This is a genomic window from Coriobacteriia bacterium (genome assembly GCA_013336165.1).
In the GTDB taxonomy this organism is placed as follows: Bacteria; Actinomycetota; Coriobacteriia; order Anaerosomatales; family JAAXUF01; genus JAAXUF01.
On record JAAXUF010000002.1, the window covers coordinates 178756 to 205158 of the forward strand.

The window sequence follows — 26403 nt, forward strand, 5'->3', positions numbered from 1 at the left end:
TTGTGTCCTCTTCGAAATCTTGCGCCCAAATGCAGCGTTCACTGAAGCAGCCGCGACGACGCCCTCGGCCTCAACGACAGCCGCGTCTTCCGGCGTGAGAGGAATGCCGGCGGGGCGTCGCACGCCGCACTGCGGCACCTTCTCCTGGTGCGGATCGACGTCGCTCGCTCGTGTCTGATTCGAGTCCCTCACCGTCCCTGACGCTCCAACTGCATCATCTGCACGCCGTCGTTGAACAACATGTGAGCGCCCTGTTCGATCAAGCGGCGGACCCGGGCCTTGTCCACAACGACCGAGCCTGCCGCGACGTCCACGCCATAGTCGAAGAGCACCGGTGACGGCACGACGCTGGGACCCACTAGGATGCACGTGGCGCGTCGCGAGAGTTCGAGCAGCCGGACGATCGTCTTGTTGGTCATCGCCGTCCCCGTGATGAAGACAAAGTCCTGTCTAGGAAGGAGGAACTCACAGGCAGAGTCCGGCAAGTCGGACGTGGAAGCGGGCGAACGCTCGAGGACGGTGAGTTCGCAGAGGTCGGCAAGGTCCCCGACGGCCGGGAAATGACCGATGACGGCCACACGCCGGCCGCGAATCTGCTCGCGGTACGCTCTGAAGGCATCGTCTCGGCGACCGACGTCTCTCTCGGCGGACAGCCGGACGCCGAGGACGGCAAGCCTCTCAGGCGAGCTGTGCCACGCGTTGAGCGCCGCGATCCCCACCGATGCCTCGCGGAAGTTCCACGACTTCGCGTACGCTGCAAGCTCGTGCAGTTGAAGTCCATCCGCCTGCTCGGCAAGGGAGTAGGCGCCGGGCCCGCCTTTGACCGCAAGCGACACTCCCATGCCGCACTCAGCGTCGACGTATGCCCACCTGCTGCCGAGACACCAGTGCTCGATCCGGATGCCTCTCGGGATGCCAGCGATAAGGTGGTCGTAGAGCGCCCACGGCTCCCGAGTAGCACCGGGGCACTCTGCGACCGTTCCCCCCACGGAGAGGCAGGCCGGCGCGGCATCGGCCCCCATCAGCCGACTTCGCACTTCGCGGCGCTCTTGCGGTAGTAGAGAGGCAGTCCGGCGCATGCCTTGCACAGCACGAGTCCGTCACGAACCAGATGGCGATTGTCGAGGACGTGCTCGCCACACGTGTCGCACGTCACGTGCGCTTTGGGCCTGCCCGGCAAGTCGTACTCGTCGATGTTGACGACCACATCTTCCACCGAGAAGAACTCGTCGTCCGCAAAGCGCGAGAAGAACTCGACCGTGTCTTCATTCGGACCGGGCTTTGCCTGCCCAATCGAACAGACACGAACGGCGGAGTCGGTATTGATGTCGTAGAACGTCGCCGCCATCTTCCCATAGTCAAACCACTTGAGCCGCCGGCGTCCGATGTTGCACTTCGCCACCGAGCAGACGGCGTCGGCAAGACACCGGTCGGCCTCGACGAAAGCGATCAGATCGCGATACGTTTCGGGCTCGTCGATCCCAAAATGCGCGAGCCCTATCCGTGCGATGCGCGTGCCCAGCACCTGCCCCGCGCACAGGTGACCGTGATAGGCGACGGCCATGGCCAGATCCTCATCGAACGTTCTCTTCAGCACTTGTGGACCTCTCTTCTTTGTCGGACGCTTCTCAGACGCCTGTCCTGCTTCTCGGCTCGCCTGTCTCGGCACAAACTTGGATGACTTCCGCACTTGGCCAGCGCGTGGTCGCGATCTCGAGAAGACTCGGCCGCACGACGACGAAGGCAGTGCGATACACACCGGAATCGATGACGGAAAGCGCCGACTGCCACCCCACGCCGCTGAGGAGTTCGAGCGGCCCGATCTCGTCGACAATGAGATATTCCGAGGCGCGGAGCAGATCGAAGTGGCGCTCGACGCGCTGCATCAGTTGAGAGTCGAAGTTCCACGCGAGCCGAAAAGTTGAGGGGTCGCTGGGGATGCTGAGATCGCGGCGCTCGGCCAGCCGCAGACGCGTACCGTCCTCTTCCCCGCCGAGGAACGCGACGTCGATTCCGGTCTTCCGGCCATTCTCGAAGACCGGCGGGCAGACAACTCCGTGGAATTCCACGCCGGTGAGTTGTGCCTGCGCGAGGAGGGCAAGACACCATGAGGTCTTACCACAGCCGGATGGGCCGCTCACGATATTGAGCCGAGAAGCGCCCGAGGACGTCAAAACGTCCGTCGGGAGACCTCCCGACGGACGCCAAAATTCCGCCACGGGCGTTGTCTCCTTTCCAAGTTAAACCTCGTATGTGCCGAGGTTTCGGGTGGTCGAAGCGTTTCCACTTCGGCCATTGCCCTTGCGGGCGGGGCTTGGCTCCCATTGGCTCACGCCGGCAGGTAACCAAGCTCGGAGGTATGCGATTACGGACACTCTAGGCTTAACTCCGGAAGAATAGCAAGACCGATGACCGCAATTCGCTGGAGTTGTTCAACAGGCGGCCGTGCGCGCGTACGGCAATCGTCCGCTGGACTAGCAGTCGGTCGCCAAGTCGCTGCGAAATCCGCCAAGCCACTCGCTGTTCGGGCGGCACAACAGCCGAGCATGTTGATAGGCCCAGTCCGGATATATGATCGTTGTGGCTCGATACCAATCCCCTTGACGTGCAAGGGTCAGCACGAGATCCGGGCGGTTCGGGTCTCGCAGATACAAGGGAAGGAGAAGCTGGATCGCGTTCCCGTGGAACTGGGGAACTGCCACCCTGTGGTTTCTCAGTGCTAGCCGAATGCTGTGCTTCATCGCACCTTCCAGCGCGTTTCTGGTGGCTAAGGGAACAGCGATATCTGCTTCTTCCGCATTCTCGCTGTCCGAATCCTCCGACTCCTCGACGTCTTCTTCACTGTCCGGTTCCAGGGGCACGCCGTTGGAGCCGAGGTTGCCACCCAACTCGACGGGGAACCGATTCAGGTTCTCACAGATGATGTGATCGAAATTCACTTGCACGTGAAGATATGGGTTGAAGACCGTCTCTGCCGGATCCTCCCAGTATGTCGGCAGACGTGGTACTTCCATGAACTCGGTCAGACGCCGGTCGCTCGATGTGATCCATTTGGTCAGGAACCACTTCCTGTTGGTCGAGCACAGCGGTTGGCTCGGGTCAAAGCGGTCGGATACTTGAAAGAGACCGAAAACCTCCTCTTGGTTGGGTGTGAGCAATCCCGTGTTGAAGCAGGAGAACTCCTCGCTCTCGCATATCTTGTGTTGCTCGCAAACCCGCTCGAATGTGTGGCGAATATAGGCTTCGAGGACCGGGAGCGGAGACACATCCGGAACCGACCTGTAGGTCCATCGCTCGGGTTCGGCCAATCTCGCCAAGGACTGCAGCCGATTTTCCCACGCGCTCACAAACGCGTAATCATTCATTCGCATTTGGATCTTCCACCCCATTTTGCCAACGTGCCCGGAAACGTGAAAAGCCCGCCGGGAGACTCCCAGTGGGCGCTAAGGTCGCCGCCACAGGCACTGTCTCCTTTCCAAGTTCCACCCCGGCTAACCGAGGAAGCGGGTGGTCGAAGCGTTTCCGCTTTGGCCATCGCCCTTGCGGGCTGGGCTTGGTTCCCACGTGCGAGCACACGGCAGGGAGCCAAGCTCGGAGAGTATGTTGTTGGGCACACTGTACAGCCTCTTCGCAAGATGGCAATAGCGCCTTGTCAGATCTCCTGTGTTGATTCCGTGTCGGATCATGGCCGTCGACGAGCCCGCGATGATGACGAGCTGGCGCACTCTGATCGACACCCCCTTTCTCGGGTATACCAGTAGTTGGTAACCTGATGAGGACATCGTGCGAAAGGGGCACCCAATGGCAAGCATCAAAGGCACCGAGACCGAGAAGAACCTCCTGAAGTCGTTCGCCGGCGAATCGCAGGCGCGCAACCGCTACACGTACTTTGCGAGCGTCGCACGTGATGAGGGGTTTCAGCAGATTATGGCGATCTTCCAGGAGACCGCCGAAAATGAGAAGGAGCACGCGAAGGTCTTCTTCAAGTACCTTGAGGGCGGCGACACTGAGATCACGGCCAGCTACCCGGCCGGTCGCATCGGCACGACGGCCGAGAACCTCCTGGCCGCTGCCGAAGGCGAGCTCATGGAATGGGGCACGCTCTATCCCGAATTCGCTCGCATCGCCGATGAAGAGGGCTTCGCCGACATCGCTACTTCATTTCGTGAGATCGGCGAGGTCGAAGAGCACCACGAGGCGCGCTATCGCAAGCTCCTCGAAAACGTGAACGGTCACGTGGTCTTCAAACGCGACGGCGAGGTCTACTGGAAGTGCCGCAACTGCGGTTACGTCCACAAGGGCGCGGAGGCGCCGGCCGAATGTCCGGCGTGCAAGCACCCGCAGGCGTACTACGAACTCCTCTGCGAGAACTACTAGGATTCCATTATTAAGCCGAGGACCCAGTCGTATCGTGCGATTGGGGTCCTCGGCTTTGATTTGGATCATTTCTTCCCTGAAATGCATAAGCGCCCCACCTGAACATGTGAGGCGCTTACCAGGAAAGCCGACGCCGGGGGATGGCCGACGCCGGCTGCAAGGGGACTAGAGAATATTGAGCAGTACTGCGAGCGCCATAACTACGCCAACAATTGCCAGCGTACGGCCGTAGAAGACGCCGCCTTCACTCAGACTGTCATGCATGTCGAACGCCTCCTTCAATGCTCGTCAACCGATCACTTTCTATGGTGCTATCATCGCTCCATCAAGCCACAAGAACAATTGCTGATTTCTTATGTATATCGTAAGATGAACTACATGTTGAACGTCACCCGGCTGAAGATGCTCCGTGAAGTCGCCTCCCGCGGCACGATCGCTGCAGCGGCGGAGGCCCTTTTCATGACGCCATCTGCTGTCTCCCAGCAGATGGCGGTGCTTGAGCGCGAGGCCGGAATCCAGCTTCTCGAGCGGCATGGCCGAGGCGTGAAACTCACCGATGCTGGATCGCGGCTCGTCACCAACACCGAACGCGTCCTCGCAGAGCTTGAGCGCGCGGAGGCCGATCTGGTTGCTGCGTCCCGCGGGATCGTGGGACATGTCAGAGTATCCGCATTCCCGACGGCCGCGCGCGCTCTCTTGGTGCCGGTATTTCCCACGCTGCTCAAGGACTATCCAAACCTGCGAGTCTCGATGGTCGACCTAGAGCCGGAGGAGTCTCTTCCTGCTCTGAAGAACGACGCGCTGGACCTCGTCGTCACCTATGAATGGAACGTGCTCCCCAGCCTCGAGGATCCGGGCATCGAGCGGGAGCAGCTCTTCACCGAACCGGTATTCCTCGCCCTGCCTGCAGGCCATTCACTTGCGAACAAGGAACAGATCGCCGTCGCCGACCTGCGCGAGGAGGAGTGGATCGTCGGCCGAGACGCGACATCGATGCTGGAGCTTGTCGTCACCGCGACTCGGCGCGAAGGGTATGAGCCGCGCACTGACTTCCACTCGATGGACTTCCAGGTCATCCTTGCCGCCGTCGGCGCGGGCCTAGGCGTGGCACTCGTTCCCCCGCTGGCGCTGATCGGCGAGTATCCGGACGTGGCAATTCGCCGAATCGAAGGCCTGCATCTAGACCGAACCATCTGGTCGAACATCCGCCGCGGCAGTGGAGGTAACCCCGGCATCGCCGTCGTTCTTGCGGCGCTTCGCGCGACAGCCGCCGATGTTTCCGCGCACATGAGCGTGCATCCGGCAGACGGCGCCCCTGCGAAAACCTAGCCGGCGACGGTGACCACCCGCCGCCAGTACGTATCCGTCTCCAGCGCTTTGACCATCACCGATGCGACGTCCGCCCTGGGCACCGGCTTCATCGCCGAGAGGATCTCACCGGACAAGGACACGCGGTATTGCCCTCTCGGCGGGTCGTCCGTCAGGCCGAAGGGACGCACTATCGTCCAGTCAAGATCGGAGGCCACGATCCTGCGCTCCATCGCTTCAAGCTCGTCGATGTCGCGGCGCCGGACCGTCGTCGCCTTGAAGCGTTTGGCCAGCGGCAGTCGGCTGTCCCCGCGAGCGAAGGCACCCACCGCGCTCTCGGCGACCAGGCGGGTCGACATGTTCTCGGCCATCGCATGAATGATGTTGGCGATTGCGCCTTCGTAGGCGCCTCCCCCTTCAGGAAGCACGACGGCGACGCCGGAGACGCCGCGCACCGCCGCGTTCACCACATCGAAATCGAGCGGATCTCCGTGGATGACGTCGAGACGGTCGTTGGCGACGGCGAGCGGTCCGCCACTCGTGAGCGCGCGAACTTCGTGTCCGTGCCCCAAAGCCCGGACCGCCACTTCTCGCCCAAGGCGGCTCTCCGCCCCCACGATCAGGATCCGCATCAGGCCTCCTCGGCGATACGTGGCGCGTCTTTCGAGAAACTCGGGCGGAAGCGCCTCAGCATGAGGGAGCTTGTGACCACGCTCACGCTCGAGAGCGCCATGGCGGCGCCCGCGATCTCAGGGCGCAGCAGGCCGAGCGCGGCAATCGGGATGCCGAGACTGTTGTAGCCCAGCGCCCAGAAGAAGTTCTGGTGGATCTTGCGCATCGTGGCGCGCGAGAGCTCGATCGCGGTCACTACGTCGCGCAGATCGTTCTTGATGAGCACGATGCCGCCGGTCTCAACAGCCACGTCGGTTCCCGCGCCCATCGCGATGCCGACGTCGGCCTGCGCGAGCGCCGGCGTGTCGTTGATGCCGTCGCCAACCATCGCGGTGACCAGCCCGCGTGCCTGCAGCTTCGCGACCTCCTCGGCCTTGTGCTCCGGAAGGACCTCGGCGAGCACGCGGTCGGCGGGGATGCCGGCCTGCAGGGCGATCGCCTCGGCGGTGCGTCGGTTGTCGCCTGTGATCATGTAGACTTCGACGCCCATCTTGGTCAGCCGAGCGACGGCCTCCCGCGAGTTTTCCTTGAGCGTGTCGGCGACTGCGATCAGACCGGCCGCGGTTTCGTCAACCGCGACCAGCATCACGGTCTTGCCCTCGCCCTCGATCTGCTCGATGCGGCCCGCATGCGCAGCGATGTCCACGCCTTCGCGCTCCATGAGCCTTCGATTGCCCAGCACGACACGCCGACCGGCGACCGAGCCCTCAACGCCGTGACCCGGAATCGCCGAGAACCCCTCGACCGCCGGCAGCACAAGGCTGTCCTCACGAGCGCGGGCCACGATCGCCTCGGCAAGCGGATGCTCGGAAGACTTCTCGAGCGCCGCCGCGAGGCCGAGAAGTGCCTCCGTGTCGAACGACGCAAACGCCTCGGCCTCCGTGACAACCGGCTTGCCGTGCGTCAGCGTGCCCGTCTTGTCGAACACGATCGCCTTGATCCGATAGGCCGTCTCAAGCGCGTCGCCGCTCTTGATCAGGATGCCGTTCTCGGCTCCCTTGCCGGTACCCACCATGATGGCGGTCGGCGTGGCCAGGCCCAGCGCGCACGGGCACGCGATCACGATGACGGCGGTGCCGGCTAAGAGCGCCCTCAGGAACGGAGTCGCCGTTGCGTAGAACGCCTCATCCACGAAGTTCGGCACGATCAGCAGCCAAACCAGGAACGTGAGCACTGCCGCGCCGACGACCACGGGTACGAAGATCGCGCTGATGCGGTCGGCGAAGCGCTGCACCGGCGCTTTGGAGCCCTGCGCGTCCTCCACCAAGCGAACGATCTGCGCAAGCATCGTGTCGGCGCCGACTTTGGTCGCGCGGAAGCGAAACGCGCCCATCTTGTTGAGCGTCGCACCAATGACCGTGTCGCCGGGGTTCTTCTCGGCAGGGATGGACTCGCCTGTGAGCATGGACTCGTCGACCGCCGAGACACCCTCGGTGATGACGCCGTCGACCGGCACCTTTTCGCCGGGGCGCACCACGACGATGTCGCCGACGACGACCTGCTCTGCGGGGATGTCGATCTCCGTTCCGCCACGCACGACGCGCGCCGTGCGCGCGGCCAGCCCCATCAGCTTCCTGATCGCGTCGCCGGTGCGGCCCTTGGCGGTAGCCTCCAGCAACTTGCCCAGCAGCACGAACATGATCAGCAGCGCGCCGGTCTCGTAAAAGACCGGCTGTAAGCTGAGTGAGGGGACAAACGTCGCGGCGACGCTGTAGAAGTACGCCGCCGAGGTGCCGATGGCGATCAGCGTGTCCATGTTGCCGCTGCGCCGCTTGAGCGCATACCAGAAGCCGCGATAGAACTGCGCGCCGGCGTAGAACTGCACAGGCGTTGCCAGAATGAACGCCAGGTATTTCTGTGCCATCTCCGGTTCCATCCAGACACCAGTGAGATTCGACATCACGATTGCATACCACGCGGGGATAGCGGTCATGAACGGCGGCACCATGGAGATCAGCAACGTCGGTATCGCGAACTCGGCCGCGATGATCAGCATGCGGCGACTGTGCCTCACAGCGCGTTCTTGCTCAGCAGCTTGAACGTCCTGACCGCTGGTCGAGCCGGGCACCTTCTCGACGGCGACGACGGCATCGTAGCCAGCTTTCTTCACGGCGCTGATCAGGGCGTCGATGCTCACCAGCGCCGGATCGAAGTCGACCGTCCCCGTGTTGGCTGCAAGGTTCACGCTCGCCCGTTCCACGCCCGTCAGTCGCGTGAGGGTCTTCTCGATGACGGCCGCACACGACGCGCATGTCATGCCGAGAAGCCCGAGCGTGACGTGCCCCTGCGCAGGCGGCATGACCGGACAGGTGCCCGACGCTGTCGCAGCAGCGCCCGTCGTCGCAGGCACGGCGCTTGCGGCGGCCGGGGCAGCGCCCGGCATCTCGGTCGCGGTGTAGCCCGCGGATTGAACCGCAGCCACAATGCGCGCGGTGTCGATCTCGGCCGGATCATACGTGACCGTGAGCCTCTCAGTCGCCAAGTTGACGACCGCCGAGGCAACGCCTCCCATCCTACCGACGATGCGCTCGATGATCGCGGAGCACGACGCGCAGGTCATTCCGCCAACTGCGAATACTGTTGTCTTCATGTCTGCGCCTCCTTTGATGGTCATGCTACTACGCAAGTATTTCGGCGCTGTAGCCGGCCTTGCGGATCTCCTCTGCGATGGCCTCCGCGGTCACTGCGGCCGGGTCGAACGTGACGGTCGTCAGGCCATCGGCGTTGCTCGCCTTGACGCTCTCGATACCGGGAAGATCTTCAACGCTAAGCTGGATGAGCATCGCACATGAGGGGCAGTGCATTCCGCCGGTCTTGATCTGGATGGTGGTCATTATTCGGACTCCTTCTAGTCGGTCGCCGGAACCACGACGAGCTGGCCGGACATCATGCCCATACCGCAGGTTAGCGTATAGTTCCCAGCCTTGGTGGCGGGCAGGTCGATCTTGGTGACTGCATTTGGAGCCAGATCCACGAGGATTCCCAGCTGGGGCAGGGCCAGCTGGTCGGAACACGCGCCGGACTCCTGCCGGTCGACGACAAGTCGCACGGGTTTGTCGGCTGGGATTTGGACGGTCGAAGGGATGTAGGCGGTGTCGATGATCTTGATGGGCACCTCGACGACGCCATCGGCGCCGATCGTGTAGCCGGAGACGGACGTACTCGCTTTCGAACCGCCAAAGACGGCCTGCTTCACAGAGTCGAACGTCACTGGTGAGCCGAGCAGCATCGCGGCCCGATTCAAGTAGACGGCTCCAAAGACGATCACCACGACCGCCAGCGCGGTCATCACCCGGCGCCTCAGGTTCTGCGGCAGCAAACTCGATGCGGTGCCAAAGCCGAACAGGAGCGGCGCCGTTCCAAGCCCGAATGCGAGCATCGCGATACCGCCGCCGGGCGCGCTGCCGGTGGCAACGGCCGCGACCTGAGCCGCCTGGAGCGGCGCGCACGGCATCAAACCGGTGGCCAGGCCGAAGGCGATCGGAGTCGCCAGCGAACTCGTGCCCGCGTCGGCCTCGGTATCGGCTTTGCGGCGCAGACGGCGAAGCAGCCCCACGAGCATCTTGGGTGGACGAGGCGTCAGATGCGCGGCCCATCGGATTTTACCGGTCATCCCGAGACCCATCGCGATCATGAAGAGGCCGGCCACGGCCATGACGTAGGGCCGAATGCCGTCGATGCTGAAGAACGAGCCCACAGCGCCCAAAGCCAGCCCGACAAGCACGTAGCTCACCAATTTGGCGCCCTGGTATGCGGCGTTTGGCACAAGTCGGCTGCGCCAAGAATCGTGGTCGTCGCCTTTGACGGCGTACGTGACGACCATCGGCCCACACATTGAGACACAGTGCACGCTGGTTACGATTCCCAGCACGAACATAGACACGTAGAAAGCGGTCAAGACTGACTCCCTTGCATGATTCGAAGGGCGCGCGCCCTGATGTCCGAACGCACATCAACACCCTCTCCAGCAGTATGAACGCACGCAGCCGAGGAGGTCACAGCCTTTGCCCTGCGCAACTGTCGTGCCGAGTCGTCGGCCTATGTTTCGCCGCATGCGGTCGGTTCGAACTTCAGCGCCGCCGAGTTGATGCAGTGGCGCACACCCGTGGGCGGCGGACCGTCATCGAACACGTGGCCGAGATGGCCCTCGCACACCGCGCACCGTATTTCTACGCGCCGCATTCCGAGGGTGTTGTCCGCATGCTCTTCCACCGCATCCGGCGCAATCGGCTCGTAGAACGCAGGCCAGCCGCAACCGGAATGAAACTTCGCCTGGGAACAGAAGATTGTGGACCCGCAGCCTGCACAGACGTAGCGCCCGTCTTCGGACATGTCCGTCAGCGCACCCGAGAACGCCGGATCGGTGCCGGCACGTCTCAGCACGCGAAACTGCTCCGGTGTGAGCAGCGCCCGCCACTCATCATCGGTATGAACTACCTTCTCTCGCATCTGACTACTCCTCTCGGCGCAAGCGCAAAGTCCGTGCGTTCAGCGCCACGATAACAGTCGACACCGACATGAGCGCGGCCCCGACCGCCGGGCTCAGAATCACGCCCACGCCCGCAAGCGCTCCTGCGGCCAACGGGATCGCAATCAGGTTGTACCCCAAAGCCCACCCGAGGTTCTGCCTCATCTTCGAGTAGGTGGCGCGCGCGAGTTCGATGGTGGTGATCACGTCGCGCAGGTCGCTTCTGACCAGCACGATGTCGGCCGTGGCGGCAGCCACGTCAGTGCCGGCGGCCACCGCGATCCCCACGTCTGCGGTCGCCAGTGCGGGAGCGTCGTTCACGCCGTCGCCCACCATCGCCACGACCTTGCCCGACGCCCGCAAGCGGCCGATGACCGCGGACTTCTCGGCTGGGCGGACCTCAGCGAATATGCGTGCGATACCCAGCTCGGAGGCGATCCTCTCGGCGACCGGGCGGCTGTCGCCGGTCAGCATGACTGGCTCGATGCCGAGAGCTTTGAGGTGCCGGACCGCCTCGGCCGACTCGGGCCGCACGGCGTCGGCGAGCGCGATGGCGCCCACAAGCGCGCCGTCCGCAAGCACGCACACCACCGTGCGGCCACCCGAGGAAAGCGCAGCTACTTGGGGCGGCGCAAAGAGCGCGCGCTGCGCAAGTGATGCCTGACTGACGACGGCGATCTCGTGCCCGGCGACGCGGCCGCGAACGCCCTCGCCGGGAAGAGCCGCGAAGTCTTCCGCCGGGAGGGCGGTCGGGGCCTCTGCAGAGATGGCGCGCGCAATCGGATGCTCGGAGAGCGACTCCACCGAAGCCGCGAGCGACAGAAGTTCGTCGCGTGAGATCTCGCCGAGCACAGCGACCTCGGCGAAACTGAAGCGGCCTTGCGTGAGCGTCCCCGTCTTGTCGAAGACGACCACTCCAACCCGCCGGGCGGCCTCGAATGCCGAGCGATCTCGCACCAGCACGCCACCACGGGCGCCAAGCGCAATCGACACCGCGACCACCAGCGGGATCGCCAGCCCGAGCGCGTGCGGGCACGCGATCACCATCACTGTCACCGCGCGCTCCATCGCGAACGCCAGCGGCTCGCCCAACGCGAGCCACACCGCGAACGTGATGGCGCCGCCGGTGAGCGCGACGAGGGTGAGCCACTTCGCGGCGCGGTCTGCCAGATCCTGCGTCCCCGACTTCGATTCCTGCGCCGAGCGCACCAGCTCGATAACCTGGGCCAGGAACGACTCCGCGCCGGTGCGCCGCACGGTCACCCAGAGCGCCCCCTCGGCGTTGATCGAGCCGCCGATGACCGCGTCGCCCGGCCCCTTGCGCACGGGAAGCGATTCACCGGTGAGCAGCGACTCATCGACCGACGAGGAACCTTGCCCGACGTCACCGTCAGCGGGGACCTTCTCGCCGGGCCGCACCAGCACCGCATCGCCGTTGACCAGCGACTCCGTCGGCACGTCTTGGATCTCACCGTCCGCACGCCGAAGGTGCGCGACAGACGGCATCAGCCGGGCAAGCTCCTCGAGTGCTTTGGACGCTTCGCCGACCGAGCGCATCTCGACCCAGTGGCCCAGCAGCATGATATCGACGAGTGTTGCGAGTTCCCAGAAGAAAGGCATTCCTGCCAAGCCGAGAACGGTAGCGGCGCTGTATGCGTAGGCGACCGTGGTCGCCACCGCGACCAGCGTCATCATGCCGGGCGTGCGTTGGCGAAGTTCGCGGACCATCCCCTTCAGAAACGGCTCGCCGCCATATACGTAGATGAAAGACGCGAGGGCCAGGAGAACCCAGCCGGCGCCCGGCAGAGGAACAAGGCGCTCGGCCGACACGAACGGCAGGTCGCGCGACAGGAGCACCACAGGCACCGTGAGCGCGAGAGATATCCAGAAGCGCCGACGAAAGTCGGAGATCATGTGGCCCGCGTGGCGCCCGCCCCCGCCGACTTGTTCGTGGGATGGCGACCCATCGGCGTGATCATGCTGCTGCTCCGGCATCGCGGCCCCGTCCTTCTCGGCGTCCTCTGTAGCTATATCCCCGCGCTCGATGAGTACGGTCGGAAGCTTCTCCCCCTTAAGGTCTCCGGGCGGAATGGGAATATACAGGTGCGTCGTCAACACAGGTCAACAGAATGAGGTGACCATGAAACAGAAAGGGGTACTGATTGCAGCGCTGACCCTGCTTGCTGTTGGAATCGTCGGTCTCGTTGTAATGTCAATCCTCGGCTTGAACACATCGCCAACGACAACCAGTTCCACTCAATCGTCTCAGAATGGCTCGACCTCGAGTTCCTCGATCGGTCAGCAGATCTTCCTGACGGGAGTAGGGTCGAACGGCAGACCCCTAGTGCGAAATGTCGTGCGCGGCGGAGGCTCGACAATGGCCACTCAGAATGGCTGTGCTTCATGTCATGGAACAACCGGCGTGGGTGGGAGGAATCTGCGAATGATGGGTTCAGCGATCGACGTCCCCGACATTACCTACAGCGCCCTGAAGGACGAAGGTTTCACCGATGCGGCCATCGGAAGGGCGATTCGTGATGGAGTTGACGAGAAGGGTGGGTCCCTGAACAGCGTAATGCCCAGATGGCAGATCAGCGACACCGACCTGAAGTACCTGATCACCTATTTGAAGGAGTTGAGCGCACGATGATGTACGGATATGGAGGCTCAATGTTGGGCGGCGGCGGTTTCGCCATCCTTATGGTTCTGTTCTGGTTGATGCTTGTACTTGGCGTTGTCCTACTCGTGATCTGGCTCGTCCGACGCAGCGGAGGCCAGATGCCCCCCATGATGCATCACATGCCCATGATGCGTGACGATGCTGCGTGCACCATCGCGCGCGAGCGGTATGCGAAGGGCGAGATCACGAAGGAGCAGTACGAGGAGATCTGCGCGACGCTCGCCGCGAAATAGCGAGGCCATGGCGCCGAGAAGGTGCCAACGCGATACACACGAGAGGGTCCATACGGGGGCCCTCTCGTTCTGTCTTGACCCCCTGCGCGAAGTCACCGCCTCCGCGCGCCGACATCACCGCCGCATGACGATATCGCCGAGACGGAGCTGCCCCTCCTCGCTTAACCCGAAGAGCCCGATCTCGCCGATAAGACGCTCCGGGGTGCCCTCTCCGGTGAGGTAGCCGTTCACGCGCGCCGCCGTCGGCGAGTCCACGAAGTCCTGAAGTGTCGGGAACATGCTCCAGAAGTCGGCCATCATCTCCTCGTCATTTTGGAGGTGGTACTTTTGGTGGTAGTCCTCGGCAGGCCAGAACCGCTTGAGCAGCTCGATCCGCGTGTAGAGCCGTTTGCCGTAGAGCGCTTCGAGGGCCGCTGCGCTCTTGTGGGCGAGTTCGAGTTGCTCCTCGTCGTTGGCAAGCACGATCGACTCGTACTGGCGGGTGTACGCCGGCGACGTCGGATTGTGCGACGCCCACATGACGCCGAGCAGTTCGTTGTAGCTCACGACCGTCGGGTCGAACTGGACCTGCACGCACTCCGTGTGATCGCCGAGGTCGTGGTAGGTGGGATCGAGTTTGGTGCCGCCGGCGTAGCCGACGCGCGTGCGCCATACGCCCTTGGTGAGCCCGAAGCGAGCGTCCGGAAGCCAGAAACAGCCCATCGCGAACGTCGCCGTCTCAAGCGTCCACGGAACTATGTCGTCCAGCGGCGGCCTCGGCCGCGTCTGTTCCGTCTCGGCGAAGCGGTCTTCCTCGTTGTAGCCGGACATCACGCCACGCTCCTCCCGAAGTCCGCGGCACTCCCGTGTCGCGTCGCCGGGGCCGGGCGCGCGGCTAGTCGCGCTCGAGCTCGGCAGCCAGATATTCGAGGAACAATCCCACGTCAGTAACAATACCCACTGTCTGCCAAGATCCACGGTCTGAGAGCTTAGTTACCACGGCGGGGTTGATATCGACGCACACGGTGGTGGTCGAAGCGGGCAGCATGTTGCCGGTCGCGATCGAGTGGAGCATCGTCGAGAGCATGAGGCACGCGCCCGCGTTCTGCGCGTAGGTGCGCATCTCGTTCTGGGCGTCGATGACGTCGGTGATGACATCGGGCAGCGGGCCGTCGTCGCGGATCGAGCCGGCGAGCACGAACGGCGTGCCGGTCTTCACGAGCGTGTACATGAGGCCTTTCGTGATGACGCCCTGCTCCACGGCCTGCGCGATCGAGCCGCAGCCGCGCACGGTGTTGATGGCGCGCAGGTGGTGCTCGTGACCGCCGTGCGTGGGGACGCCGTCGGCAAGCCGCACGCCGAGCGACGTACCGTAGAGCGCACTCTCGATGTCGTGCGTGGCGACCGCGTTGCCGCCGAAGAGCACGCTCACGTAACCGAGCTCCACCAGCCGCGCCAAGTGTTGCGCCGCCCCGGTGTGCACGACCGCCGGCCCCACGACCGCGATCACGTCGCGTCCGGCCGCCCGCGTGTCGCGCAGCATGCGCGCGACCTCGGCGACGACCTGCGCCTTCGGCTTTTCGCTCGAAACCGCCGAGGACATGAACTCGAACGCCTGCCGATCGCGCGGACGCTCATGCGGGTGCACGCGGATGCCCGCGTGACCGACGACGTACAGGTCGCCCTCGCGCACGTCGGCCATCGGGACCGTCTCGGCGGCGCCCGCCGGGTCGACGCGCACGCCGAGGTCCATCTCGGTGTTGGCGACGCGCACCCAGCTGCCGCCGATACGGATGTCGGTCTCCATGTTGGTGGTGGAGTAGAAGCCGTCGGGGAAGACGCCGTTCATGGGCGCGGACGCCAACTTCGCATCCGACGGCTCGCACGGCACCGCGCCGCTGTCCTGGATCTGCGACAGTATCTCGCCGAGCAGCTCCGGGCTCTCAGCCCGCACGCGGATCACCGCGACGGAGACGTCGTCGTTGGTGCGGCCGACGTCGAACGACAGCGTCTCGAATTCGCCGCCGAGGGCGATGATGCGATCCATGACCTCGGACATGATGCCCGAGTCGATCAGGTGCCCCTCGATCCGGACGTCCTCGAACGCGGCTCCGGGCATCGCGTTTACGCCTCCGCCATCTCGGCTTTGAGCGCGACGATGTGCTCGCGATATTCCGGCATCGACGTGCCAAGGATCTGCGTTGCGAGGATGGCGGCATTGGCGGCGCCGTTGATGGCGACGCAGGCGACCGGCACGCCGGTCGGCATCTGCACCATCGACAACAGTGAGTCCAGTCCGCCGAGATCGCTCGTCTTCATCGGCACAGCAATGACGGGCAGCGGCGTGAACGCGGCCACCACCCCGCCGAGATGTGCAGCCTTGCCAGCGGCAGCGATGATGACCTTGATGCCGCGGTCAGCGGCGGTGGAAGCCCACTCGTGGACGCGCTCGGGATTGCGATGCGCACTCGCGACGACGACCTCGAACGGCACGCCGAGCTCCTCGAGTTTGGTGCTGCAGGCCTCCATGACGGTGAGATCCGACTTGGAGCCCATGATTATCCCGACGAGCGGCGCGGTTTCGATCATCGTTTCCTCCATAGTGCTAGAGCGGCAAAGCCGCCTAAGGGTCACCATCGGAAGCGTAGCAGATGCTACGACGTTGGTGGCAAAGCGAATGAACACAAGGAGGCATAGAGCCAGCGGGCCTCCCGCCAGTTCGTTCGGCAGGAGGCACTCATTCGGGTGCAGAATTTGGCGGCGCGCCCTTCACTGCGAACATCACCCCGTCGATGCCCGCAAAATGCGCATCCTGCGTCCAGAGCGTGGCCCCGTGCGCCCGCGCCGTCGCAAGAATGATACTGTCCGCCATCGGGATGGTAAGCGAAGCACTCAGACGCGCGGCGGAAAGTGCCAGTGCCGCAGTCAGCTCAACAACCGCCCCCTGCTGCATGAGCGCTACCGCCTGCAACGCCTCGCCTTCACCGCGCTGCTGATACACTCGCTTGAACACTTCGTAAACACTCACGGTCGGAACTACGAGCTCATCTGTCGCTTCGATTGCGCCGGCGAAGAAGTCCGCTTCCGCGCTTCCGGCGAAGTACTCAAGCCAGCCTGAAGAATCGACGACGTTCACAGCCGATCGTCCTCACGCGGCACGTCCGTCGCGATCCCGCGCAGAAAGCCGCGCATCTCACGAGCGGGGCGCAAAGGCACCAGTTCGACCCGGTCATCGTATTCGATGGCTTGGACCTGCTGGCCCGCACGCAGCCCGAGGCTTTCGCGAATCACCTTGGGGATCACAACCTGGAACTTGGGCGAGATGGTGACGGTCGTCATCACGGCCTCCTTATCGATAACGATATCGTACAACGCATAGCTTATCGACCGAGGCAGCGTAACGCAAGTGGCTTCTCATGGTTCGGACTGCCGCCGAGGAAGCTGAAGGCGCCGCTGCCGATGCGCGAGAACGTCCACACGCTCGCAGGTTCGGCCGAAGGCCTCGGCGGTCTTGCGATCGCCGAGGCCCACAATTCTGCCGGACTTCGAAACCCTCTCGGATCTGCTCCGCCTGGCGTCTATTACTCCCTAGCTACCGCGCCTACGCCCAAGCCGCGTTCTTAGCCGCCGAACCTCCCGCCTTGCGGCCCCAGTGGACGCAACCGCCGACTGCGGTGCCCGAACCGGGGTAGTACGCGCCGATCCATCCGCCTGCGGCAAGTCCGGCCGCATAGAGCCGCGGAATGGGTGCGTTGTTGACGTCGATGACCTGAGCGCTGACGTCGATCTTCAGGCCGCCGATCGAACCCAGGTTGAAGGAAACCTGTTTGTAGGCGTAGAAGGGCGCCTTGACGATGGGCAGGATCTGGGTGTTGCGCTGGTAGTCGACGTCTTTGCCGGTCTTGACGATGTCGTTCCAGCGAGCAAGCGTCGCGACCAGGTTGGCAGCCGGCACCTTGATGGCTGCTGCGAGCGCTTCGACCGTATCGGCCTTGACGAGCGCGCCTGACTTGACGGCCGCCGCGAGCGCATCTCCGCCCCAGGTGGGGCCCTTCGCCGCCGCGTCGGCATCTAGGATCATGTAGGTCGGCGCCTGCCACATCACGTTCTGCTGGTAGATCGCGCGGTACATACGTCGCGTCTTCGCACACGAAACGCTGGCCCTGGCCGTTGACGTAGACGCACGTCAACTGAGGTGCAGCATCGCTTGTTCCCTGATAGGTGACACCGCAGAAGTCGATCGTTCCGCCCGGCATCACTACATCGGCGCCGATCTCCATGCCCATGCGGATACCGTCACCGGTGTTGGTCTCGGCGACCAGAACCATCTGCGTGGTGTTGTCCCAATACTGCTGCGGGCACAGTGCCTGCGACATCGCCTTGTTGCGGTCGATGCTGGCGGTGGCGATGACGACGCCCTTGTTCGCCTTCACGCGGATGGTGCCGGAGCTAGTCTTGGCCTCCACGCCGATGACACCGTTCTTCGCATCGGTGATGAGCTTGGTGACCTCGGTCTCAACCTCGATCGTCGCGCCCTTCTTCTTCGCCGCCGCGGCAAGAGCATCGGTAAGGGGCTTGCCGCCGGCGGCTGCTCCGCCGCCCTTATAGACGTGGATGCGGTCGGCGAAGTAGGTCGTCTTGTCCAGGTACGGCGTATGGCAGTGACCGTAGACCGAGACGAACTCAAGGCCCTGAGCCACGAGCCAGTCGATATGACCAGCCATCGCGGAGGTCTGATCTTTGATGAGGTCGTCGTTGACGAGACCTTCGCCCAGGGTCTTCCACGTCTGGAAGTGCTTCTCGGCCGTGTCGTCCTGGTACTTAGTGAACTTCTTCTGATACGACGTGCCTGCGGCCTGGATGACACCGCCGGACAGAGCAGTGGTACCACCCGTGCCAACGCCTTTCTCCAGTACGAGTACCGAGGCACCCGCCGTGGCGGCCTCAACGGCTGCCGCAAGACCGGTGCCGCCACCGCCCACGATGACCACGTCTGCGGTCTTGTCCCACTTGCCAGTGTCGGTGGAGGCCTTTGAGCACCCGCTGAGGACACTTGCACCTGCGAGAGCGGCACCGGCAAGTGCCGCCGTCTTGATAAACGCACGCCGTTCGATCTGATTCTCCAACATGTGTTCTCTCTCCCTTGATTGTTCACAGTGGAAATCTTGCGATCTTAGGTTGAGGTTCTCTCCTTTCGCAGTGCGGCAGATGGCAGATCATTTGAAACGCAGGTTCGCCCTTCGAGCGCTAACCCGCAATAATGGTCTGCTCACTCGATTTTTGGGTCAATATCGCAATATTTGATAGGTCTATTGCTGCCTTCAAAGAGCCGTGACATGCTATTACCTATCAATTGTTGATATCGCGATACTTCAGCCAGCAGCCGGTCACAAGGAGAGCACAGTGTCCACACGGAAGACCGTCGATCAGATCCTGTCGCTGTTGAACGATGAGAACTTCGTGCAGCTTCGCTATCGCGCAAGCCGTACGCCGATCCTGTGGGAGGACTTCCTGCGCATGGAGACCCCGGCAGGACTGAGTCACGAGGAGGCATGGGCCATCCTCAACACAATCCGTAGGCAGACAGCAATCTACTTCGCGGTCCCCTCCTACAAAGATAGCCGACGTGTTCCAGCGTGGTACATGCTGCCTCACTCAAGCGTGATCTGCCTGCATCAGATCGAAGGACACTGTGGTGCCGACTCCCAGCTGCACCTCGCGATCGCAGAGAGAGCAGGCAAGCACTTCGTCATCCAGTCGATGATCGAGGAGGCAATCGCTTCGGCCCGGCGCGACGGACTCGATGTCGACTATGAGAGTGCCCGCGAGGTCCTTCGCGGCGAACGAAGCCCGAGCAGCTGTGGCGAGCAGCTCATTCTCAACAACCATCAGGCCCTCTGCGACCTGGAGCAATACGCGGGCAGGGAGTTTACGCCCGACCTGATCCGAGAACTGCACTCACGGTTGACTGAGGGCGTCTCCGATGAGGCGACGACGTGCAAGCCGCGACCCCTGCCTATCGTGAAGCCATTCGAGCACGGACCTGCAGAAATACTCGATTACATCTGCTCACTCGCCAACGGGACTGCCGGTGATCCGGCCCAACACTCCGTCGTGACTGCGATGTGCATCCAGTATTCATTCTGGGACTTCCAGCCCTTTGCCTACTGGAACTCCATGGTCGAGAGCATCGTCACAAGGCTCTACCTGATCAAACGAGGCTATCCGGTGCTTCAGTACCTTCCGCTGTCCAAGGCGACCCTTGATTGGGAGGACGGGCTCATTCGCCCGCCCTCGGTCTTGTGCAGTTTCGAAGATGCGCGTCTCGATTGTGATTCATCGGAAGATTTGACCCTGCACATAGCGGTCCTGCTACAGCTGATGCTCAAGGAAGTCGCAGTACTCGAACGGACAATCGCAACCATGCAGGCGCGGGACGATCATCTGCACAAGATGCTGAGTTGCGATCCGACGATCAACCCCCGCCAGCGCACGATCCTGAATCAGGCGCTTCGGACACCCGACCGGGAGTTCAAGATCGGAACTCATCGCGCGATGCACCAAATCGCATACGCCACGGCGCGGGCCGACCTGTTGGGCCTCGTGGATCACGGATTCTTCCGCAAGGAGCAGAACGATAAAGCGTTCGTCTTCCGCGCATGTCCGGACCTCAAGACGCTCATCGAGAACCATAGACCTCGCGGGCGGTAGCCTGACGGATGCGTTCGCTCACAGCGGTCATTTCCGAGAGTCGAACACCTAGCTGTGTTTAACCTTCAGCTTCGATCGCGAAGTTTCTCTCCACATAGTCGATGAAGAGCTTGAATGCAGGATCATCATTATCCGCGGAATAGACTAGTGAGCCTATGACGGACGCATTCTCGTCGAACGACCTTAGGACCATGTCCTCACGCACTGCTATCTCCAGCACTAGACTAGCCTGAGTCCCAACCAGGAATACGGCTTGCTCGTCTGACTCGAATAGAAATAAATTTCGGATCGAGTCCGCGTCCCTGTAATCGGGAGTGAAGGGAATTCCGTGATCTGCCGCGAACCGTTTCATCGAGAACTCCAGGTCCTGGAAACGGGCACCCCTGGCGATGAGCAAGGGGTAACCAGCCAGATCTTTCACGAGGAGCGACGCCTTCGTGGCGAGCGGGTGCTTCCTATGCACCCACACACAGAACGAATCGTTGCAGATAGGGACTGAATCGACATGGCTCCCATCGGAAGCAACCAACTCCGGACGGAAGTTGAAGAAGAGCCCGCAATCAATTCTACCTTTTGATATTTCATCCAATACGAATTCTTGGCAATCACTCTTCATGACCACATCGATAAGCGGGTACTCCTTGCAGAAATCACTTACGATCTTCGCGATGATCGCTCCGGCCTTACCAGGCGAGTAGGGCTCTCTGACAATTACTTTACCGCTCAAGCCATTCTTAATGGATTGGCAGCTAGCGACTGCCTCGTCGTAGGAGTCCAGAACCTGCTGAGCATGCGACAGAAAGAGCCTGCCTGCTGTTGTGATACGTATATCTTCGTGACGGTCAACGAGTTCCACGCCCAGTTCGTTTTCCATGGCGGCGATGTGGTTACTCATGGCGGGTTGCGAGATATGAATCTCCTTTGCCGCACGACTGAAATTCAGATATTTTGCGAAGACGACGAATTCCCGGATCGAATCAATGTTCATTGGGCATCTCGTTCCTAGTGGCAGCTAGAAGACACATGTCCATACGTTATGGTACCTATGCACTCACGAATTAACCGCAAAATGGCTATGCACCGCCCTGAATGGCAGAAGTTGCTGCAACCCTTTTGGTCCCGTCCCACATTTCTTTGGAGCGTGATCACGTCTGCGTCATGTTCCGGATTCTCCGCTGTTGTACCTAGCTTTACAAGCGTCAAGTTATCCGATGAACTCGACCGCGTAAGGTCGCGTAGCAGCGTCTCCTTCTGCTCAGGATCTTAGGTTCGCTGAGACTAGATAAAAAGCGACTTCTATTCCAAATCTGGACTGGGCTGTTTTGCCCCGAGTAGCCGAAGTGGGCTCTCTGCCGCAGCTTGTGCAAACATTCCTTTGCTGCTACCCCGCGGCTTCCGCCTCGGTGGCTGCAGTATGCTTCAGCGACGTTCCGGTCCTTAGGGAGGCGAGGCCGGCCAGCAGGATGAGCACCGCGAGAGCAATTCCTCCAACAAACAGACCGGCACTTCCGAGTGATGTCATGATCATGCTCCAGATGGTCACACCGAACGCGCCGATGAACGTTTGAACCGTGGAGATGCGGCTGTAGATCTGGCTGAATTCACGGGTCCCGAAAATCGAGCGAGCCATGAGGGGGACCTGGACGAGTGCACAGGCGAAGAAGATCCCAAACAGGAACCCGGAGACCAGAATGATCGCGACGGACGTTAGTATGAGCCACATGCCGAGCAGACCAAGCGCGCCGCAGACGCTCGCAAGAATCAGTGCCAGCGGAATGCTCTTGTCGTTGACAATGCCTAGGCCGATCTTCCCGAGGGCTTGGCCGAGCATCGCGGCCGACGAGAGTGCAGCGCCGAGTGTCACTGCCGCTGCGGCCAGCGGAAGCTTGGCGATATAGGCCGGCAGGAGCTGGTAAATGCCGGTCATGAGGCCCAGGCCGACAGCGAAGAGCGCCATCAAGTAGAAGGCCCATGACTTCATCGCAGTTGAGGCCGAGACGCCGGTGGCAGCTGGCCTAGCAGTCCCTGCGCCGCTCGCCTCACCCATGTCGCCGTATCGCAGCAGCCCCAAGTCACTCGGAGAGGTCCTGACCGCGAACAGCATGAAGGGCAGACACAGTACGACACAGACGATGCCAAAGACCCGGTAACTGGTCTGCCATCCGTAGTTGGTGATCAGCCAGGCCCCAATCGGGTTGAAGATGACTGCGGCGATGCCGGTGAACGCGAGGCAGAGGCCCATGAAGAATCCCACGCGCTCTTTGAACCAGCGGTTGATCATCGTCGGTATGAAGAGGTAGACGAAGAATGGCATCACCAAGCCGAGCACAACGCCGGCGGCATAGAAATAGTAGACGGACTTGGCGATACTCATGATGAAGAAGCCGGCGCCCACCACCAGTGTTGCCACGGTGCCCAGGACTCTGACATCTGTCTTGGCCATCAGCTTTCCCCAGAATGGCAATACTGCGGCCAATACGAGAAAGAGTATCGTCAAGTATAGTGCGAACGACGTGAGGCCTATCTTCAGTGACTTCAGCACCGGCGGGAAGAAGATGCCGGCGCAGTTGAACACCAGCGCAGTGACAAACGCTACCGATATTCCGGCGGCAACAACAAGGTAGTGCCGAAAGTGAGATTGCTTGGTCTCTTGCATGGATGGACCCCTGTCTGCTCCTTGGCAGTAGAGACTCCCGACGACTTGCCAATAGGACAACAAGACTCACACTGCTCTGCCTCGCCCGCTTACGCAAGCGACAATTTGTGAGTTCGCCGCGCGACGTGGAAGATCGGAAGTGCACCGCCCGGCTCGGTTGGGCAGCACCCAGCTCTGGGACCAGCTGGAGTGTTAGGGTTTCCAGTTTCACGATCATCGTAGCGGACTTGATCACGCCGCGCCCGCAGGGTATGCGGCCGCTTATTCGACCGGCGTCATATAGCCAAGCGAACTATGCAGGTGCTCTGTGTTGTACTAGGTTCTGAACCGCTCAAGAAGAACACGGGTGGTCCTTGGCGTTCTTTATGTGGATCTGAGATGTCTCTCAGATCCACATAAACTCGCCTCAAGATCCTGTCACTCACTCATGACATGTATGGCACTGGAAGACCTTCGCATGATGGCAGCTTAGGCAGGCGGCCATCGGATCCGATTTCGCATGCATGCTGTGACAATTTGTACACGTTATCTTCGCGTCGACATGCGCCTTGGTTAGTGTGGGAGCCAAGTGCGGATTGACCGTCGTTCCTTTTAGGTCAGTGAGTACAGTGGAAGCGGCTGTCTTCTTTGCCAACTCCGCAAGAGTCGTGTTATGACAAGCAGAAGACAGACAGGTCTTGTCGTTTACCGTCGTTTTCGTCAGCTTCAGATCCGTGGGAACCTTAGTTTCCAGCGTCACATCCTCATGGGCACTCTTGAGCGCGACCGCGTCGGTGTGACAGCTCATACATTCGACTTTGGCACTTGCATGCGTCGCCGCAAGCATCGTGGTGTCCTTGACCGACTTCTCTTCTGCTGTATGACACGTCGCGCATTTGGATGTGGGGCTCCAGGTAAAGGCGGCCGGCGTCGTCTCGGTATCCCCGGTGCTTTCCGGCTTGCTACTGCCGCAACCGTAAAGGAGGCATGCTGCGACAAGGATCGCGAGCAACGCCAGAAACAAAGCGGCTCGGCTTCGTGTCTTGGTAGATCTTGTATTCTCCACGATCTCTCTCTTTCTTTCTATATGTCTTGTTATCCTCACCTGTAGTAGGCGATTCGTTTTCATGTCGCCGTGTTAAGCGGACCGGGCACTCATTGGGAGATGACCCCATCCAGTCGTTTAAAGGCAATCTGCGAAACGAATTCTTGAAGGGCTTCACGCAGACTGTTCTCATGCTGGGGCTCGTCGCTAGCAAGATACACTCTCCCACCGACCGTATCGCGGTCGGTGGGAGAGTGTGGGCGATCGGGTCAAGCTATCTTGTTCCCATTTGCCCCGCGATTGCCCGTCTTCGTCTCACCTATTTCTTGGCATCCCAAGCTGTTAGCTTGCCGACGGAACGGGCAGCAAGACGACCTGAGGATATGGCTGCACTTATGTTGCCGCCACCGTTGTAGTTGTACGAATACTCAGTGCCGAGCTCGCCTGACCCGTACAGACGCGGGATGGAGTTGCCATCAAGGCCGACCACTCCGCCGCTGGTATCGCGCTTCGGACCGCCCTGGCTGTTGAGTATCCCGCCGTAGTATAGGTGCACGTAGTATGGCGCGGTGATCGGCTCGAGGGCAAAAGCCGCAACCGCCGGTTTTGGTGTCGGGGTATCGAGGGGGGAAACCCCATAGAGATACACGGGTTCGCCACGATGGAATTCGGGATCGGACTGCGCGGCGACGTACTTGTTGTAGTTCGTTAAGGTTTCGGTCAGTCGCGCCACAGGTATCTTGGTTGCCGTGGCGATATCTGCGATGGTATTGCACTTGACGATGGTTCCATTTGCCAGATAGCCCGCATTGTCGGCAGAGGGGTTCAATTTCATGGTGTTAGCCCAACCGTTTCCGGCCCACAAAGCCGAGACGGGCGCACCAGCGGTGAAGGACTTCTGACCGACGATTGCCCATGCCGGAGTAGGCGTACGCTGCATCACATAAGTGCCGCCGGCCCAGACCTTGCCGTGGCGCGCCAGCGTGACTGTGTCCTCATTGATGTAGCGCCTGCCGTCGAGTCCCACGAAGATGTAGTCATGGTTCGTGCCGAAACCCAGTGGTGCATAGGACAACAGCGGCGAACCCGCCATCTCGGCGGGCAGTTGCTTGTCCGTCACAAACCGCGGTCCAAAATAGGGCCCAGCGAAGTTGTTCATGTGCCAGAGTTGCGCGCCAATCGCCTCCGCCATCCGAATACCGTCGCCACGGTTATATGGCGACCCAAAGAACCCTATCTCGGGGAAGCCGACCGCATAATAGGTGTTCTTGAGTTCCCGATCGTTCTCGAAACCACCGCAGGCGAGAACGACACCCTTCTTGGCCTTGAAGTTCCTACCGTCCTTCGTCCCGACACCGAAAACCTCTTTGGTCGTTGGATCGAAGATGAGTTTGGTCACACGGCTGTCATAGGTGATCGTGGCACCGGCATCGTCGAACGCCTTTTTCATGGCGTTCCAGATCACGGAGTTTCCGATACCCGTCAGGCCACCTAGGCAGTAACAGTGTGCCGACTCTTTTCCTCCTGCAACATCTGGGAACTCCGGGTTCAGAATGGGGACTTCTGTCAGTTCGATGCCGACACCCTTCATCCAAGTCAGGTTCTCGCCAATGTTAGTCGCCCAGGTCTTGATCAGTTCCGGCTCAACTACGTAAGCGCCATTGAGGTTCGTCTGATAGGTAATAGCGGCTTCGAGCGGTGTCGGCATGAACATGATCTGCGAACAGACGCGAGTGTTGCCACCCTCTTGGCCCTTTGGCGCAGCCTCAAGCACGAGGACACTCCCCAGATTTTCTTTCTGGGCCGTAATGGCCGCCGCAAGGCCGGCCCCGCCAGTTCCAACGACCACGATATCCGCCTCGCCGTCCCATTTCTCGGGCAGATACGCGGCTGCGGTCTTCTTGCTGCACCCGATAAGACTGGTGGCCGCTACGCCAGCAGTGACAACTGCGGCACCGGTTAGGAAGTCGCGCCTTGAAACCTCGCGATTACTCATATCTCTCTCCCATTCATCGTATTGAATCCCGTGATGTAATCGCCTGCCGCTGGGCCCCGCGAATAGCGATAGCAACGCCGTCCCAGCATATGAGCCCTTCTTCCTGTACTACAAATACGGATATTGGATACTGCTACAGCATCCCGAAGAAGGTGATTTGGAATTCTGTAACGATAGTGACCCGGCTTACCGTTTTAGAAATCACTGCTTTGGTAGTGACCGCTTGACGGGTTTATAAAGAAGAACTGCACCTCACAAAGTCAGGCTTGGGTCCATTTCCAAGTCCAACTTTGGGGGTG

At 61.5% G+C, this 26403-nt stretch carries 24 protein-coding genes, 1 pseudogene and 2 riboswitches; of the genes and pseudogenes, 5 read left to right on the plus strand and 20 right to left on the minus strand.

Annotated elements, in window-relative coordinates:
- Positions 1-188: 188 nt before the first annotated feature.
- The 4 genes from HGA39_02500 to HGA39_02515 form a co-directional block, all read right to left on the minus strand.
- On the minus strand, positions 189-1022 hold the full coding sequence (locus tag HGA39_02500) for a DUF364 domain-containing protein (protein ID NTW28220.1): 834 nt from the start codon (positions 1020-1022) through the stop codon (positions 189-191).
- Positions 1022-1597 (minus strand): formylmethanofuran dehydrogenase, encoded by a 576-nt coding sequence (locus tag HGA39_02505; GenBank protein ID NTW28221.1) that lies wholly within the window; start codon positions 1595-1597, stop codon positions 1022-1024. The genes HGA39_02500 and HGA39_02505 overlap by 1 nt, the downstream gene beginning before the upstream one ends.
- 31 nt (positions 1598-1628) lie before the next feature.
- A complete protein-coding gene (locus HGA39_02510; GenBank protein ID NTW28222.1) occupies positions 1629-2219 on the minus strand; it encodes a hypothetical protein in 591 nt (196 codons plus the stop codon).
- A 9-nt stretch (positions 2220-2228) separates the two neighbouring features.
- A riboswitch (molybdenum cofactor riboswitch) is annotated at positions 2229-2357 on the minus strand.
- A 117-nt stretch (positions 2358-2474) separates the two neighbouring features.
- Positions 2475-3365 carry a DUF3825 domain-containing protein gene (locus HGA39_02515; GenBank protein NTW28223.1) on the minus strand — a complete coding sequence of 297 codons (891 nt, stop codon included), beginning with the start codon at positions 3363-3365 and terminating at the stop codon, positions 2475-2477.
- A gap of 87 nt (positions 3366-3452) precedes the next feature.
- A riboswitch (molybdenum cofactor riboswitch) is annotated at positions 3453-3608 on the minus strand.
- Between the two features lie 193 nt (positions 3609-3801).
- Here HGA39_02515 and HGA39_02520 point away from each other — a divergent pair.
- Together HGA39_02520 and HGA39_02525 are read left to right on the plus strand one after the other, a co-directional pair.
- Positions 3802-4377, plus strand: a complete 576-nt coding sequence (locus tag HGA39_02520; GenBank protein NTW28224.1) for a rubrerythrin family protein — start codon at positions 3802-3804, stop codon at positions 4375-4377.
- 378 nt (positions 4378-4755) lie between these two features.
- Positions 4756-5706, plus strand: coding sequence for a LysR family transcriptional regulator (locus HGA39_02525; GenBank protein ID NTW28225.1), 951 nt, complete (start codon positions 4756-4758; stop codon positions 5704-5706).
- On the opposite strand, the gene HGA39_02530 is transcribed toward HGA39_02525, so the two are convergent.
- The 6 genes from HGA39_02530 to cadA form a co-directional block, all read right to left on the minus strand.
- Entirely contained in the window at positions 5703-6317 is a 615-nt protein-coding gene (locus tag HGA39_02530; protein ID NTW28226.1) for an SDR family oxidoreductase, read from the minus strand. The two genes, HGA39_02525 and HGA39_02530, sit on opposite strands and share 4 nt — an antisense overlap.
- A complete protein-coding gene (locus tag HGA39_02535; GenBank protein ID NTW28227.1) occupies positions 6317-8971 on the minus strand; it encodes a copper-translocating P-type ATPase in 2655 nt (884 codons plus the stop codon). The genes HGA39_02530 and HGA39_02535 overlap by 1 nt, the downstream gene beginning before the upstream one ends.
- A 4-nt stretch (positions 8972-8975) precedes the next feature.
- Complete coding sequence (locus tag HGA39_02540) at positions 8976-9191, minus strand: heavy-metal-associated domain-containing protein (protein NTW28228.1); 216 nt, start codon at positions 9189-9191, stop codon at positions 8976-8978.
- Positions 9192-9205: 14 nt separating this feature from the next.
- Positions 9206-10255 carry a hypothetical protein gene (locus HGA39_02545; GenBank protein ID NTW28229.1) on the minus strand — a complete coding sequence of 350 codons (1050 nt, stop codon included), beginning with the start codon at positions 10253-10255 and terminating at the stop codon, positions 9206-9208.
- 140 nt (positions 10256-10395) lie between these two features.
- Positions 10396-10806: a peptide-methionine (R)-S-oxide reductase MsrB gene (msrB, locus tag HGA39_02550; protein NTW28230.1), complete on the minus strand. Its 411-nt coding sequence runs from the start codon at positions 10804-10806 to the stop codon at positions 10396-10398.
- A 4-nt stretch (positions 10807-10810) separates the two neighbouring features.
- Positions 10811-12739, minus strand: a complete 1929-nt coding sequence (gene cadA / locus HGA39_02555; GenBank protein NTW28231.1) for a cadmium-translocating P-type ATPase — start codon at positions 12737-12739, stop codon at positions 10811-10813.
- Between the two features lie 226 nt (positions 12740-12965).
- Between cadA and HGA39_02560 the strand changes: the two genes are divergently transcribed.
- Complete coding sequence (locus HGA39_02560) at positions 12966-13475, plus strand: cytochrome c (GenBank protein ID NTW28232.1); 510 nt, start codon at positions 12966-12968, stop codon at positions 13473-13475.
- On the plus strand, positions 13475-13738 hold the full coding sequence (locus HGA39_02565) for an SHOCT domain-containing protein (GenBank protein ID NTW28233.1): 264 nt from the start codon (positions 13475-13477) through the stop codon (positions 13736-13738). The genes HGA39_02560 and HGA39_02565 overlap by 1 nt, the downstream gene beginning before the upstream one ends.
- Positions 13739-13852: 114 nt before the next feature.
- Here the strand turns inward: HGA39_02565 and msrA are convergent, their stop codons facing one another.
- The 6 genes and pseudogenes from msrA to HGA39_02595 all read right to left on the minus strand — a co-directional run bounded on the left by msrA (position 13853) and on the right by HGA39_02595 (position 18846).
- Positions 13853-14548, minus strand: coding sequence for a peptide-methionine (S)-S-oxide reductase MsrA (msrA, locus tag HGA39_02570; protein ID NTW28234.1), 696 nt, complete (start codon positions 14546-14548; stop codon positions 13853-13855).
- Between the two features lie 64 nt (positions 14549-14612).
- Positions 14613-15836, minus strand: coding sequence for a TIGR00300 family protein (locus HGA39_02575; protein NTW28235.1), 1224 nt, complete (start codon positions 15834-15836; stop codon positions 14613-14615).
- Positions 15837-15841: 5 nt separating this feature from the next.
- Entirely contained in the window at positions 15842-16303 is a 462-nt protein-coding gene (gene purE / locus HGA39_02580) for a 5-(carboxyamino)imidazole ribonucleotide mutase (protein NTW28236.1), read from the minus strand.
- A gap of 151 nt (positions 16304-16454) precedes the next feature.
- Complete coding sequence (locus HGA39_02585) at positions 16455-16853, minus strand: type II toxin-antitoxin system VapC family toxin (protein NTW28237.1); 399 nt, start codon at positions 16851-16853, stop codon at positions 16455-16457.
- On the minus strand, positions 16850-17056 hold the full coding sequence (locus HGA39_02590; protein NTW28238.1) for an AbrB/MazE/SpoVT family DNA-binding domain-containing protein: 207 nt from the start codon (positions 17054-17056) through the stop codon (positions 16850-16852). The genes HGA39_02585 and HGA39_02590 overlap by 4 nt, the downstream gene beginning before the upstream one ends.
- Positions 17057-17318: 262 nt before the next feature.
- Positions 17319-18846 (minus strand): annotated as a pseudogene (locus HGA39_02595) (FAD-dependent oxidoreductase).
- Between the two features lie 274 nt (positions 18847-19120).
- Between HGA39_02595 and HGA39_02600 the strand changes: the two are divergent.
- Positions 19121-20428, plus strand: coding sequence for a hypothetical protein (locus tag HGA39_02600; protein ID NTW28239.1), 1308 nt, complete (start codon positions 19121-19123; stop codon positions 20426-20428).
- Positions 20429-20486: 58 nt separating this feature from the next.
- Here HGA39_02600 and HGA39_02605 read toward each other — a convergent pair whose 3' ends face one another.
- The 4 genes from HGA39_02605 to HGA39_02620 all read right to left on the minus strand — a co-directional run bounded on the left by HGA39_02605 (position 20487) and on the right by HGA39_02620 (position 26104).
- A complete protein-coding gene (locus HGA39_02605) occupies positions 20487-21416 on the minus strand; it encodes a LysR family transcriptional regulator (protein NTW28240.1) in 930 nt (309 codons plus the stop codon).
- 393 nt (positions 21417-21809) lie between these two features.
- Positions 21810-23084, minus strand: a complete 1275-nt coding sequence (locus HGA39_02610) for an MFS transporter (GenBank protein ID NTW28241.1) — start codon at positions 23082-23084, stop codon at positions 21810-21812.
- A 421-nt stretch (positions 23085-23505) separates the two neighbouring features.
- Complete coding sequence (locus HGA39_02615) at positions 23506-24129, minus strand: cytochrome c3 family protein (protein NTW28242.1); 624 nt, start codon at positions 24127-24129, stop codon at positions 23506-23508.
- A gap of 298 nt (positions 24130-24427) precedes the next feature.
- Positions 24428-26104, minus strand: coding sequence for an FAD-binding protein (locus HGA39_02620; GenBank protein ID NTW28243.1), 1677 nt, complete (start codon positions 26102-26104; stop codon positions 24428-24430).
- Positions 26105-26403: the final 299 nt, after the last annotated feature.

What these genes read in the sequence shown, in the direction of transcription:
- HGA39_02590 (NTW28238.1), bottom strand. Translation starts at nt 17,056, where the DNA reads ATGACGACCGTCACCATCTCGCCCAAGTTCCAGGTTGTGATCCCCAAG.
- HGA39_02500 (NTW28220.1), bottom strand. Translation starts at nt 1,022, where the DNA reads ATGGGGGCCGATGCCGCGCCGGCCTGCCTCTCCGTGGGGGGAACGGTC.
- msrA (NTW28234.1), bottom strand. Translation starts at nt 14,548, where the DNA reads ATGTCCGGCTACAACGAGGAAGACCGCTTCGCCGAGACGGAACAGACG.
- cadA (NTW28231.1), bottom strand. Translation starts at nt 12,739, where the DNA reads ATGATCTCCGACTTTCGTCGGCGCTTCTGGATATCTCTCGCGCTCACG.
- HGA39_02525 (NTW28225.1), top strand. Translation starts at nt 4,756, where the DNA reads ATGTTGAACGTCACCCGGCTGAAGATGCTCCGTGAAGTCGCCTCCCGC.
- HGA39_02560 (NTW28232.1), top strand. Translation starts at nt 12,966, where the DNA reads ATGAAACAGAAAGGGGTACTGATTGCAGCGCTGACCCTGCTTGCTGTT.
- HGA39_02575 (NTW28235.1), bottom strand. Translation starts at nt 15,836, where the DNA reads ATGCCCGGAGCCGCGTTCGAGGACGTCCGGATCGAGGGGCACCTGATC.
- HGA39_02605 (NTW28240.1), bottom strand. Translation starts at nt 21,416, where the DNA reads ATGAACATTGATTCGATCCGGGAATTCGTCGTCTTCGCAAAATATCTG.
- HGA39_02565 (NTW28233.1), top strand. Translation starts at nt 13,475, where the DNA reads ATGTACGGATATGGAGGCTCAATGTTGGGCGGCGGCGGTTTCGCCATC.
- HGA39_02540 (NTW28228.1), bottom strand. Translation starts at nt 9,191, where the DNA reads ATGACCACCATCCAGATCAAGACCGGCGGAATGCACTGCCCCTCATGT.
- HGA39_02530 (NTW28226.1), bottom strand. Translation starts at nt 6,317, where the DNA reads ATGCGGATCCTGATCGTGGGGGCGGAGAGCCGCCTTGGGCGAGAAGTG.
- HGA39_02520 (NTW28224.1), top strand. Translation starts at nt 3,802, where the DNA reads ATGGCAAGCATCAAAGGCACCGAGACCGAGAAGAACCTCCTGAAGTCG.
- HGA39_02515 (NTW28223.1), bottom strand. Translation starts at nt 3,365, where the DNA reads ATGAATGATTACGCGTTTGTGAGCGCGTGGGAAAATCGGCTGCAGTCC.
- HGA39_02620 (NTW28243.1), bottom strand. Translation starts at nt 26,104, where the DNA reads ATGAGTAATCGCGAGGTTTCAAGGCGCGACTTCCTAACCGGTGCCGCA.
- HGA39_02535 (NTW28227.1), bottom strand. Translation starts at nt 8,971, where the DNA reads ATGACCATCAAAGGAGGCGCAGACATGAAGACAACAGTATTCGCAGTT.
- msrB (NTW28230.1), bottom strand. Translation starts at nt 10,806, where the DNA reads ATGCGAGAGAAGGTAGTTCATACCGATGATGAGTGGCGGGCGCTGCTC.
- HGA39_02610 (NTW28241.1), bottom strand. Translation starts at nt 23,084, where the DNA reads ATGCAAGAGACCAAGCAATCTCACTTTCGGCACTACCTTGTTGTTGCC.